This is a genomic window from Eubacterium sp. CAG:156 (assembly GCF_000434315.1).
Taxonomy (GTDB): domain Bacteria; phylum Bacillota; class Clostridia; order Lachnospirales; family Lachnospiraceae; genus Eubacterium_U; species Eubacterium_U album.
Genome location: NZ_FR878149.1, coordinates 20,583 through 33,876, shown reverse-complemented (window position 1 = coordinate 33,876; position 13,294 = coordinate 20,583). Strand labels below are relative to the sequence as shown.

Here is a 13,294-nt window from a genome sequence, read left to right as displayed (position 1 = left end):
ATAATTCCGTGAAGGTGGTAGAACAGTAGGTTCAGGTAAGGTTGCTACAATTGTTGAATAATAAGCTAGAAACCTAGTATTTATAGGCATTCCCGAAATTTTCGGGGATGCCTTTTTTTCGTTCTTACAAGATGAATTTCAGAAAAGTGTCGTCAAAAGTGTCGTCAAAATTCACCTAAAAAGAATGAGGACTTGTTGCAAACAAAAAAGAACTCCGAATTTACTCGGAGTTCATACTTACCATCTTGTAATTTTCTTTACATCTGCAGCTCTTTTTGGATCTTTTTTGATTTGAAGTTGAGCTTCAATAAAACTATCTACATCACGTCTGCCTTCATCAGTTAGCTGATAATAATTAGTTAAATGTTCATCTAATTTAGGCATACTTTGTTTTCCAAACAATTCCATTAATGGATAAAGAGAATTCTTTAAATAAGTTTTGATTCTGTTTCCGTCCAGAACTTTATCAAATCCATGTGGAAGCTCAGGTAATATAATCTTGCTTTCATCGGACCAGTTTTCAGCTTTGAGGGCTGAATCGGAACATATGTCAGAAACTTCGACATTAAGGACATTGGCTATTCTAAGTGCAAAGTCAAATCTGATAGCAGTGTCTTTTTGAATAATAGAATAAAGTGTTGTAGGGCTGATTGTGGTTTCTTTTGCCAGCCATCTTACACTTTTTTCCTGTTCATCAAGGATTTTTTTTAGGTTTTTTCCATCACCCATTTGCAGGTACCAACCTTTCTAAATTTTTATATAGTATAACACAGTGTACGAAAAAAGTATACTACAAATAAAAATAATTACGAAAAACACTTGACAGTACGAAGTTCGTACATTATAATGTGGACACAACCGCACGAAAAACGTATACAGAAAGGAGATGAGTGTATGATATATGAAAAGTATTTATTAGATGTAAATGATGTTGGAATGTTACTACATTGTTCTAACAGTCATGCATATAGAGTTATAAGAGATTTAAATAAAGAACTTTCTAAAGGCGGATATCTTGTAGTTGCAGGAAAAATTCCAAAAGCCTATTTGGAGCAGAAATTATTTGGATTAAAAGAATCAGAAAAGGAGAATTAAGTTATGGCATTCAAAGACAAAAGCACAGGAAAGTGGGTTGCACAATGGTATGAACCTAATGTTTATGGTGTGAATAAACAGAAGAAAAAACGTGGATTTAAGACACAAAGAGAAGCAAAAAAATATGAATGTGACAGAAATCTAAAGAAGCAGGGAAATCTTCAAATGAGTATGAAAGTATTTGTGGAGCAGTATTTTCAGGATAAGGAAAATGAGCTTAAATCAAGAACAAAGCAAAATAAGAGATATATGATTGACAGTTATCTTATACCATATTTTGGAGATATGAAAATGTCAGACATAAAACCTGCACAGATTATAGCATGGCAGAATGAAATCTATAAGAAAAATCTGTCAGAATCATATATGAGAATGATTCAAAATCAGTTAACGGCTTTATTTACACATGCAACGAAAATATATGATTTGGCTAATAATCCATGTAAAAAAGTAAAGAGAATGGGAAAAGATGATAAGCGCAGCTTAACGTTCTGGACAGTAGATGAGTACAAGCAGTTTATAAGTACGGTTGATAAGTCAGACAGATATTACATAATGTTTGAAATCTTATTTTGGACAGGAATAAGAGAAGGAGAACTGCTGGCTTTATCTAAGTCGGATATTGATTTTTATAACAACAGAATCAGTATCACAAAAACTTACTATAGAGCAAATGGTAAAGATATTATTACTACACCTAAAACAGAGCAGTCAGTAAGAGTTGTTGAAATTCCAATTTTTCTTAAAGAAGAAATAAAAGAATGGTGTGATAGACAATATGGATTACCTGAAAATATAAGGTTATTTCCTATAGGATGTCGTGCATTACAAAACAAAATGAGAAGACAAATCGAAAAGGCTAATGTTAAGAAAATAAGAGTTCACGATTTGCGACATAGTCACGTTGCTTATCTTATTGATAAAGGTGTAGAACCATTACTTATTAAGGAAAGGCTGGGACATAAGGATATAAGAATTACGTTAAATACTTATGGTCATTTATATCCTAACAAAGCAAGAAGCGTTGCGGATTTAATTGACAATAACCATAATTAAAAAGCCCAAGGCATAAAGCCAAGGGCTGGTTGTAACCGGGAAGATTCCCTTGCTACATTTAACTGACAATTGAATTATAGCAAGAGTTTCTTCCACTAACAAGAAGAATTTGTTTGATAGGAGGAAAACAAAAAGATGAATGACAATACAATAAATAAATCCTCCAATGTGGAGGACACAGATAATAAAGAAATAGAGGCTATAAGGGATAGCCTTAAAAAACGTTCTGATGGAAGTCCGAGACAAACCATTGAAAATGTAATTGAGGTTTTAAATAATGACCCAATGTTAAAGGATGCAATAAGGCGTAATGAACTTTCCTGTAAGACAGACATTGTTAAGAAGATGGATTGGAGAAGGCGTTCAAAGACATTTACCGATACAGATTTTAACAACATAATGCTTAGAATGGAAAAGTTTTACGGAATTACAAGAGATAAAAACATTAAACGTGCAATTGACATTGTAGGCAACAACAACCATTATCATCCCATTATAGACAAACTAGAAAGTCTGGAGTGGGATGGAAACTCAAGGCTTAGGTATCTGCTACCGAGATACCTTGGAACAGATGAAAGTAATTACATATTTGAAGCAACAAGAATAATGATGATGGGAGCAGTACATAGAGTTTACAATCCCGGTTGTAAGTTTGAATATATGGTTTGTCTGGTAGGCGGGCAGGGTGCAGGAAAGTCAAGTTTTCTAAGACTTCTTGCAATGGAAAATGAGTGGTTTTCGGATGACTTAAGAAAACTTGATGATGACAACGTGTTTCGTAAGATTCAGGGACACTGGATTATTGAAATGGCGGAAATGCTTGCAACCTGTAATGCAAGAAGTGTTGAGGACATTAAGTCATTTTTAAGCCGTCAGAGTGAAACTTACAAGGTACCATATGAAACCCATCCTGAAGACAGACCAAGACAATGCATATTTGTGGGTTCTTCCAATAATGCTGATTTCCTGCCATTTGACCGTACAGGTAACAGAAGATTTGTACCGGTAATGGTAAATAAGGAAAAGGCATTGCATCATCCGTTGGAGGATGAGGAAGAAACAAGGGCATACATAGAACAGTGCTGGGCTGAAATAATGAATATGTATAAAAAGGGCATTAACACTAAACTTGTATTTAATAAGGAGTTGGAAAAAGAACTCATTGAATTTCAGAAGGAATGTATGCCTCAGGATACTCTTGTGGGCATCATTGAGATGTTTCTTGAAATGACGGATGAGGAGTTTGTATGTGTTCAGATGATTTACGAGAGAGCGTTGCACCACGAAAACTGCAAGCCGAAACAGTACGAATCCAGAGAGATTACGAGCATCATGAGGCTTAAATTTGCAGAACAGTGGGAAGAGGTGAAAAGTCACAGATTCATTAAGGAAGGATATGGAACCCAGCTTGCATGGAAGAGAAAAAAGGAAAATGGTTTTGAGAAAATAGAGAGGGATGAGGACATTCCTTTTAAGCAGGAAACATTGGAAAATCTTAAAACTGAATCTGATGAAATTACAGGAAAAAGTAAGTGACATGATGTCATTTACTTTTAAAAATGTAAATTTGTTATGTAAATTGGGTGGTTTGTAAATCGGAATGATGGATTTGTAAATTGGAAATGACGTAAAAAAAAGAGCCAATTTACATCAGAATGGTTTCAATCCCTTTATTTATGGGATGTTTTGAAATTTGTAAATCGTAAATTGTAAATTGGCTAAATGAAACTAAAAAAATATAGTTTTTTAAAGCCGATTTACATTTTCAATTTACGGAAGGAGATTTGTATGGTTGAAAAGATTAAGCGGATAAAAATAGATGAGGATTTATTTCGAATGATATATCAGTATTTTATATATGGTCGTAAGGACGAAACGGAACTGATTAAGGCAGGTCTTAAAGATAAGATGGATAAGATGATTTTGAGAAACATTTATACAGAAAGCAAGACTGCCGAATCGGTAGAGGAGAGAGAAAATGCAAGAAAAGATTATCTTGACAGAAAGGAAATCCCGGAGGATTTCCGTTGTTAAGTTTCTGTTGAATGTTAAAGACCAGCAAGTGGCACTTGCAGGTTGAAGAGCAGACAATGGAAATAAAGATTGCGCCATAGCTTTACATATTGGTGTAGGTGGAAACGCTGCTATGGCGATAATCGTACTTTGCGACATAATGTCGGAAAGTTAAATCTTACAGCCGGGTGTAATAAATCCATAAGGCATACACACACATACAGTCGGCTGTGGGATAAGTAAGGTAATGTAAGGACATAAAGCCCTCGGCAGAGACCCCGCACTTTGGGTTGTCAAAAGTGCTAGGGGGTTATCAATTATGGCAGAGCCAAATTGATAAGAACCACCCGTTTTCAACAGCCTCGGGCAGACTACTAAAGACTAACAACGTGCAGGTGTCACCGCACGTATCAAAACAATAAAAGAAAAAAAGGAGTGAGATTATGGCAGGATTATCATATTCAGCACACCTGAGTCAGAAGAACAGTGCCATTAACAGCAAGGCGAAACTCTCAGGTGTTGCAAAGCACAATTTACGAAAGTACCACTCCAATGATTATGATAAGGAGAACATTGTAATTTTATGGGGTACGGATAAATTAGTGCAGGATGTAAAAAAAGTATATAAGGAACAGTTTGACGAAGCAGTCAGGGAATATAACAAAAAGCAGACAAGGGACGACAGAAAGATTGATGATTATTTTGAAAAGACTGCAAAGTCAAACAAGGACATGGCAGTGGAACTTATTTTTCAGATAGGAGACAAGGAGTTCTGGGATAAGAATCCTGACAAGCGAAGAAGGATGGATGTGGCATTTAAGGAAATGCTTAATATGTTACAGAAGGAAGCACCAAATCTTGTTGTGGCAAATGCAGTAATACATTATGATGAGGCAAGCCCACACATGCACGTGGTGGCAGTTCCCGTAGCTGACGGATTTAAAAAGGGAATGTCAAGGCAAGTGTCAAAGAGAAAAGTATGCACAAAGGAATTTCTTGAAGAGGTCTTGCAGGGAAAAATAAGAGAATGTGTGGATAACAGAATATTCGTATGGCTTGGTGAGTTTCTTAAAAGCAAACAAACAGGATGGAATAATGATTTGTCGGTTGTAGAGTACAAGGTAAAAAAGGAAAATGAGAAATATGAAAAAGCAGTAAAAAATGTTGAGGTTATGAATAATGAAATATTGAAAAAGACTGCCGAAAAGCAAAGAGCCGATAAGAAGCTGGAAGAAACTTACAAAGAATTGAAAGAAGCAGATGCAGTGGCACAATGGGGAATAAAGGACATTCGGGAATTTGAAAATAAAGTAACAAAAGGACCGGAAGAACCTAAAGGACTGATGAGTGCAAAATCTTACAGAGAAAAGATTGTAATGCCGTTTCTTGTAGGTTTGAACAGGATATTTAAAAGAATAGTTAAAATGGCGAAAAGCTGCTTTGCAGAGTCAATGGAATTGAAGAAGAAACTGGGACAGGCAAATGAAGACAGAGAAAGACTGGCAGAAGCAAACGAAAATCTTAGACGGAGAGTAAAGTGTATGGATCAGGAGATTGATGAGAAAGCTGAAAGAATCTATGAGTTGGAAGGGACAGAGTTTATACTGGAATATTTTAGGAAATTTGTCAAGGATGAAGATTATGAAAGGATTGTAGAGATGGGGAAGGAGGAAAGAGAGAATGGTCATATACAAATGCATATATAAAAATTGAATATAATTAAAACCGTAATATTTTAAACGGTGCATATATGTAATTATAAAAAGAATATAGAGTAATCATAATAAATGTGATAAAATACAGACAAGATTAGTTTACAAGGAGGGGTGCACTGTGTCGGTATATGATGAGTTAATAAAGGAAATAGAAAAAAATAGTACGGAAGATTTCTCAAAAGCTTCAAAAAGGTTGATGGCTTATGTGGACAGATTAAAAAAAGAAGAAATAAGTGAAATTTTATTAGACATTGGGGCAATACCTCAATCAATCAAACCATCAAGTACTGAAGAAAAAGTATATTCTAAGGTGACGGATATTGTGTTGGCTAGATGTTTTAAAGAAGTAGGGCTTGAATCAGAGGTCTTAGAAGCAAGGGGAAATAGTGCGGATGTTTCGGCAAAAAGTAAGTACCACGGATATTCGTTAGTTGCAGATTCTAAAGCTATGCGATTGTCAAGAACAGCAAAAAATCAAAAAGATTTTAAAGTAGGAGCGTTAGGAGATAATTGGGTAGGTGATTCAGATACTTTTGCATTATTGTGTTGCCCGCTGTATCAATATCCAGCTAAAAAAAGTCAAATATATGAGCAAGCTTTGAATAATAAGACATGTTTTTTTTCATGGGAGCATTTTAAATTTTTGATAGACAGAAATATAGTGGAAACGGATACATATTCGTTAGAACCAATTTGGTCATATGATGCAAGATTAAGCCGAACATGCTTAAATAACCGTGCAATGAATTTTTTTGAAAAGGTTAGTGATAATTTGTGCAATCGTACTTCTACTAACAAAGAGTTTTTTTATGCTCAAATAAGCAAATATAATAAATATGTTGCACGAAGAGCAAAAAGGGAAAAGGAAAATATTTTGAACAATAAAATATCAAGTATAGAGAAACTGTCAAGAGAAGACGCTATTAATTTACTGATTAAAGAAGAAAAAAAGAAGACTGATACAATGGACAGACTAATAAAGAGACTTGAGAGCAAGGAATAGATGAAGATATGAGTTATTTAAAAAAAGGTGACAGTATAAAACTTATAAAAGAGGTTGAAACGGAGAAAATACATCTTATTTTATCAGATATACCATATGGTATTTCTTTGGATGAATGGGATGTGTTACATTCAAATACAAATTGTGGATTATTAGGACATAGTCCCGCACAAGAAAAGGCAGGAGCCGTTTTCAAAAAAAGGGGAAAGCCGTTAAATGGTTGGAGTGAAGCAGATAAAAAAATTCCATTAGAATATCAAGAGTGGTGTGCTGAATGGGCACCTGAGTGGTATAGAGTGTTGAAGCCGGGAGCTTCATGTTTTATTTTTGCAGGTAGGCGTTTGGCGCATAGGTGCATATGTGCAATGGAAGAGGCTGGATTTACATTTAAGGATATGATAGCATGGGAAAAATCCCATGCAGCACATAGGGCACAAAGAGTATCTAGTGTTTTAGATAGAAGGAATGATTTGGAAAACAGCAAAAAATGGGAAGGATGGAAATTAGGAAATCTAAGACCAGTGTTTGAACCTATTTTATGGTTTATAAAACCATATCCACAAGGAACAACTTTAACTGACAATGTGTTGAAATATGAAGTGGGTGCGTATAACGAATTATCTTTAAAAGAGAATCAATATATGAATTCAGGAATAGAGGTATGTTCTAATATTTTAAGAACGGAAGAATTAGAGGAAGATAGGGGATATCATGAGGCTCAAAAACCAATACATTTATTAAAGACATTAATAGAATTAACAACAAAGGAGAATCAAATAGTATTAGATCCTTTTATGGGATCAGGTAGTACTATGGTGGCAGCAATAAGAAGTAACAGAAGATACATAGGATTTGAGAAGGAAGAGCAATACATGAATTATGCAATAACTCGTGTGCAACAGGAAGAAGACAGAATAAAAAGACTTAATAACAAAGAAAAAAATGAAAATCAAACTAAATATAAAAAAAGTAGGAAGATTGAATAAAAGGAGGAGAAATGACGGTATTAGAAGAAGTTGTGAAAATGAATAGGCCGCCTGTTTTATTTATAGGTTCAGGGATACCAAAAAGATATTTATACAAATATCCATCATGGCAGGAATTATTGGAAATGTCATTTGCAAAATTTGAACAAGATCCGTTTCAGTATCAAAAACATATTGATAGCTGTAAGAGAAAAAATATGTCAGATTTTGAAACTAATATATATATGGGGAGTCTTATTGAAAATGAGTTTAATAATGCTTTTTTTGACAGAAAAATAAGAATGAACATAGGAAATAAGAATAACCCAAGCTGGGTAAAAAGAGGGATTTCTCCGTATAAAATGTATTTAGCAGATTTTTTTAAAAAACAAAAGTTAAATCGCTCTCCTAAATTGCAAGAAGAATTACTAAAATTAAAAAATCTAAAAAATAAAGTATCAGCAATTATAACAACAAATTATGATACTTTTTTAGAAAAATATGTCTTTCCAAATGACTTCAAAGTATTTGTAAGACAACATGAATTGTTTTCAGCAGACAGTTATGATATAGCAGAAATATATAAAATACATGGTAGCGCAACAGATGCAAGATCAATAGTTATAACAGAGGATGATTATAATAAATTTAAAGAATCAAGAAAATTGATAATTGCTAAAATGTTAACCTTATTTGCAGAGGCTCCAATTATTTTTATGGGGTATTCGTTTACAGATGAAAATATAAAAGAAATTATAGAAGAATTTTTAAGTTGTTTATCTGAGGCACAGTTAGAAGGGATAAGAAAGCACTTTATTTTTATTAGTTATAAAAAAGATGAAACAGAATTAATTGAAATTAAGAGAACAGTTATGACAAAAAATGGAACAGAAATTCCGTTTATAGAAATACAGACAGACAATTTTGGATTGGTATACGATAAATTGTCAGAAATCACACCAGGAATTTCACCTATAAGAGTGAGAGAAACAAGAAGAGTGGTTAAAACAATTGTAGATCAAAATATGTCTTCTAAAGAAGCAGAATCAATTATTGTAGGAATTGATGATCTTACAGATATGGATTTGTCAGCTAAACCATTAGCTATTGCGATTGGATACAAGGAGAATATATTAAACAAGTATGGATATGGTTTATTAGAAGAAGATTTAATATTTGAAGATATTATCTTTGATAATAAGAAGTTTGATGCTGAAGCAATGTGCTCGGAGAGGTTTAAGAAAATAGCAATTAATAGATTACTTCCAGTGTTTAAATATGCAAAAAATCAGAAAATACCTGAAGATAGCAGATTAGGCAAGTACATAGAAGAACATAATTCTATTAATAAAATAATAGCTAAAAATGTTGTAAAAACATTAAAAAATGTTCAGGTATTTGAAACATATGAACAATTATTAGAATGTATGCAAGGGGAGGAAACCTGCAGAAAAGCGGCAATGGCGGTTTTAAAAAATATGGATTGGTTAACAGTGGGAGAACTTAGACAGGCATGTGTGTATTTGTTTGAAAATTATAGAAACGAGATTGCAAAAGAAACAAATGCTAAAAGATGCATTTTATGTTTAGATTTTAGAGAGAATTATAAATAAAAAGAAATGCTAGTAAACCTTTCTTGGTAAAACCAAAAACATTACTAGCATTTCCCTTGTTATTAAAGAACATTTAATGTTCTATGTTCTCATAAATATTATATAATCATTTAAGTAATAATATACTTTTTAATGACTACGCTAATCATACTCTGATAATATAGAAAAGTCAATGGTTATTTCTAGAATAATTTTGGCAAAAATTGAAAAATTTGAAGAATATATATGTAGAATATAGAAAGAATTAAAAGGAGAGAAATATAAATAAAATATGAAAGGTATTTTTTTACCAAATGGAGTAGGCTCGCTAAAAATCATAAACCAATTAGCAAAAAAAGAATTTGGGAATGAAATTGGAACAGCAAATTCATATGTAGAGTTAAAAAGAGATATAATTAAAGTGTTAAGAAAAAAAACAGCAAGAGAGCTTGAAGAAAACAAATTAGCGACTCTCGTAAATATTAAAAGTATTGAAGAAAATAATTTTAGTGATTTTATTTCAGTGAGGTTTGCATATTGGGGAATGACAATATCTATTGCTATTTTGATGATTGGAAACGTTCCTATAAATTCATATTTTAATATGACGAAAAAAACATTTGGCACGTTAGTAGTGACGGGAATTATTATTTTATTAGTTACAATGTCGCGAACAATACATATGCAACACGATGAATTAGAGTATTTGAATTTTAAATTAATATGTTTTGATGAAATAATTGGAAACAAAAAAAAGAAATATTAAAAGTGGAATGCAGTCGTCAAACAGTCGTCATTTTTCTTTGCAAATAGAAATAATGACAGTACAGACAACCAAAATAAGCAGGAAATGCAATGAAAACTAAATAAAAAACACTAAACAATGATGAGATAATTCCGTGAAGGTGGTAGAACAGTAGGTTCAGGTAAGGTTGCTACAATTGTTGAATAATTTTCGTTTTACTAAGAGAACCATAAATAAGTAAAATAAGTCCATTTGAGTGCTTGCATTCAAATGGACTTTCTTTTGCTTATTTATGGGACGACAGTCCCGACCGAGATGAAGCGTCAGCGAAATCGAGGTGTTCTCGGAATAGAGCGCAAGCTCACTATAAATAAAGAAAACCACGGTCGTGTTTACACGAAACCGTGGTTTTCCTTTATTTATAGGGTTCGCAGGTATTCTATGAATGCCGCGAGCTTATTGATTGCAAAGCAATCAATAAGAGAGGTTGATGCGAAATAGTAGACATTCCCGAAATTTTCGGGGATGCCTAAATATTTTGGATAATTAGATTAGTATCAATGTTTTGGGTATATCATCAAAAGCGGTATAAGCGAGGTTTATACCAAGAATTTTTTATGTTTTCATTCATTTTATTGCTCCTATAATTTATAATATTAATTGTATATATAGAAATAAAAAATATATACATGCAAATCGGGGATAGCAATGATTGACAAAACATTTTATGCTATAATAAATGATAATTAAAATAAAAAGAAAGAAGACATTATGATTACACATCCAATTGAACCAATATATAATCAAAAATCAAAAATTTTAATATTAGGTAGCTTTCCATCTGTTAAATCCAGAGAAGAAGGATTCTTTTACGGACATCCACAGAATAGATTTTGGAAAGTATTAGCTGCCATATTTAATGAAAATATACCACAAACAATTCATGAGAAAAAAGAATTTTTGCTTAATAATAAAGTGGCAGTGTGGGATGTAATTCATTCATGTGAAATTACAGGGTCTTCTGATAGTAGCATTAAAAATGTTGAAGTGAATGATTTGACAAGAATATTAAATACAGCAGATATAAAACAGATATTTGTTAATGGAAAGAAAGCGTATTCACTTTATAACAAATATATGAAACAGATAGTGATGAAAGAAGCAATATGCCTTCCATCCACAAGCCCTGCAAATGCTGCATGGAATATAGACAGACTTGTTGAAGCATGGAAGATTCTAAATGAGTGATTAAATAAGAAATATATATAGCAATAATTAGAATAGAAAGATAGCAAAATATAATTTATAAAATAATTAGAATTTGAACAAAACAATAATAAACATATAACTTGCAAAAGGGAGTAAATAATTTTATGAAAATATATTACTATAATGTAGAAAAATTATCTGATAAATCAGTATATTCAAAATATTATGAAATGATGGATGAAGATAGGAAAAATAAAATAGATAGAATAAATCAGGAAGATAAAAAAATGCAAAGTCTTGCAGCTGGAATTCTTATACAGCATATAAGAAAAACTGAAAAAGAAGACAGTAAGATATTAATTGACAAATATAACAAGCCTTCATTTGAAGATGGTAAAATTAAATTTAACATATCACATTCAAATAAGTATGCAGTAGCTGTTGTTTCTGATTATGAAATAGGGATAGATACTGAAGATGTTAAAAGAAAGAATAAGTTTACTATGAAAGAAAGAAGGATTGTTAATACCTGCTTTGCTCCTAAAGAACAAAAATACATTTATGATATAGGAACAGAACAGGGAAAACTTCAGAGATTTTTTAGGGTGTGGACTATAAAAGAAGCTTATGTAAAAATGGAAGGGACAGGAATGATAAGACCATTTTATACATTTGAAGTGGATTTCGAAGAGGAAAGGCCAAAAATTATTGCAGACAAAGAGACGATGATAACTGAAATGAAAATTGGAATAAGCAATTTAGTGTCAGTATGTCATAACATAAATGATAATGAATATACGATAGAGAAATTATAAAATAATAGAAAATATGAAAATAGAGAAAATAAATAGCAACTAGATGGGTAATTCTTTATTGGTTATAAGAGATATTAAACATAAATATATTATAGTAGGAAAATAATAAAGAATAGAAAATTAGAAAAAAGTTGAAGTAAAGATTGTTGTAATCCTAACTTCAACTTCTTTGATAAAATTATTTACACCAACGACCAGAGGCTCCACAAGGAAGAACCAGACCATTGCCGCTTACAGGAACTCCAATTTCATCTGAAATAACAGTTCCGCCGAATTTTGATTTAACTTCAGTTGATAACATATAAGTTAAAACTGAAGGTGCAAGACCTGTAGTATATGAATTAATTAAGTAAAATAATGGATCGTCAGACAAGACTTCCGTACATAATTTTACAAAATCATAAATGGAATCTTCTATTTTCCAAATTTCACCACCAGGACCACGGCCGTAAGAAGGTGGATCCATTATGATTGCATCGTATTTGTTGCCACGACGTATTTCTCTTTTTACAAATTTAGTGCAATCATCAACTAACCAACGAATAGGTGCGTCTTTTAATCCGGAAGAAACAGCATTTTCCTTTGCCCATGTTACCATGCCTTTAGAAGCATCAACGTGAGTGACAGAAGCACCCGCATTAGCAGCAGCTAAAGTTGCACCACCGGTATAAGCAAATAAATTTAATACTTTAATTGGTCGACCGGCATTTTTAATTTTTTCAGAACACCAATCCCAATTTGTTGCCTGTTCAGGAAATAAACCTGTATGTTTGAAACTAAATGGTTTAAGGTTGAATGTTAATTCTTTATAATTAATAGACCATTGTTCCGGTAAATCAAAGAAATCCCATTGACCACCGCCTTTTTTACTTCTATAATAATGCCCATTTAATTTATTCCAACGTTTATCTTTCTTTGGAGTATGCCAAATGACCTGAGGATCAGGTCTAACTAATATGTAATCACCCCAACGCTCTAGTTTTTCGCCGTCTGAAGTATCAATTACTTCATAATCTTTCCAATTGTTAGCAATCCACATAATTAATATAAAATCCTATCTTTAAAAATTTTAATCATTGTATTATA

General features: G+C 32.5%; 13 protein-coding genes. 11 read left to right on the top strand and 2 right to left on the bottom strand.

Annotation, left to right across the window (positions count from 1 at the left end; translation table 11 throughout):
• Positions 1-237 precede the first annotated feature (237 nt).
• The gene (locus tag ABMA45_RS04025; protein ID WP_022088599.1) at positions 238-729 is read right to left on the bottom strand and encodes a helix-turn-helix domain-containing protein; all 492 of its coding nucleotides are present in this window, start codon (positions 727-729) and stop codon (positions 238-240) included.
• Positions 730-894: 165 nt separating this feature from the next.
• Between ABMA45_RS04025 and ABMA45_RS04020 the strand changes: the two genes are divergently transcribed.
• The 11 genes from ABMA45_RS04020 to ABMA45_RS03970 all read left to right on the top strand — a co-directional run bounded on the left by ABMA45_RS04020 (position 895) and on the right by ABMA45_RS03970 (position 12,208).
• Positions 895-1,095 (top strand): hypothetical protein, encoded by a 201-nt coding sequence (locus ABMA45_RS04020; RefSeq protein WP_022088598.1) that lies wholly within the window; start codon positions 895-897, stop codon positions 1,093-1,095.
• Between the two features lie 3 nt (positions 1,096-1,098).
• Positions 1,099-2,151 (top strand): site-specific integrase, encoded by a 1,053-nt coding sequence (locus ABMA45_RS04015; RefSeq protein WP_022088597.1) that lies wholly within the window; start codon positions 1,099-1,101, stop codon positions 2,149-2,151.
• Positions 2,152-2,286: 135 nt separating this feature from the next.
• Positions 2,287-3,687, top strand: a complete 1,401-nt coding sequence (locus ABMA45_RS04010; protein ID WP_022088596.1) for a virulence-associated E family protein — start codon at positions 2,287-2,289, stop codon at positions 3,685-3,687.
• A 252-nt stretch (positions 3,688-3,939) separates the two neighbouring features.
• Positions 3,940-4,185: a hypothetical protein gene (locus tag ABMA45_RS04005; RefSeq protein ID WP_022088595.1), complete on the top strand. Its 246-nt coding sequence runs from the start codon at positions 3,940-3,942 to the stop codon at positions 4,183-4,185.
• A 422-nt stretch (positions 4,186-4,607) separates the two neighbouring features.
• Positions 4,608-5,870 (top strand): plasmid recombination protein, encoded by a 1,263-nt coding sequence (locus ABMA45_RS04000; RefSeq protein WP_022088594.1) that lies wholly within the window; start codon positions 4,608-4,610, stop codon positions 5,868-5,870.
• 127 nt (positions 5,871-5,997) lie between these two features.
• Positions 5,998-6,882: a HindIII family type II restriction endonuclease gene (locus tag ABMA45_RS03995; protein ID WP_022088593.1), complete on the top strand. Its 885-nt coding sequence runs from the start codon at positions 5,998-6,000 to the stop codon at positions 6,880-6,882.
• Between the two features lie 8 nt (positions 6,883-6,890).
• Complete coding sequence (locus tag ABMA45_RS03990; protein ID WP_022088592.1) at positions 6,891-7,868, top strand: DNA-methyltransferase; 978 nt, start codon at positions 6,891-6,893, stop codon at positions 7,866-7,868.
• Between the two features lie 11 nt (positions 7,869-7,879).
• Complete coding sequence (locus ABMA45_RS03985) at positions 7,880-9,460, top strand: SIR2 family protein (protein WP_022088591.1); 1,581 nt, start codon at positions 7,880-7,882, stop codon at positions 9,458-9,460.
• Positions 9,461-9,731: 271 nt separating this feature from the next.
• Entirely contained in the window at positions 9,732-10,205 is a 474-nt protein-coding gene (locus tag ABMA45_RS03980) for a hypothetical protein (RefSeq protein ID WP_022088590.1), read from the top strand.
• Positions 10,206-10,955: 750 nt separating this feature from the next.
• Positions 10,956-11,432, top strand: a complete 477-nt coding sequence (locus ABMA45_RS03975) for a DNA-deoxyinosine glycosylase (protein WP_022088589.1) — start codon at positions 10,956-10,958, stop codon at positions 11,430-11,432.
• 125 nt (positions 11,433-11,557) lie between these two features.
• Entirely contained in the window at positions 11,558-12,208 is a 651-nt protein-coding gene (locus tag ABMA45_RS03970) for a 4'-phosphopantetheinyl transferase family protein (RefSeq protein WP_022088588.1), read from the top strand.
• Positions 12,209-12,386: 178 nt separating this feature from the next.
• Here the strand turns inward: ABMA45_RS03970 and ABMA45_RS03965 are convergent, their stop codons facing one another.
• Entirely contained in the window at positions 12,387-13,247 is an 861-nt protein-coding gene (locus ABMA45_RS03965) for a class I SAM-dependent methyltransferase (RefSeq protein ID WP_022088587.1), read from the bottom strand.
• Positions 13,248-13,294: the final 47 nt, after the last annotated feature.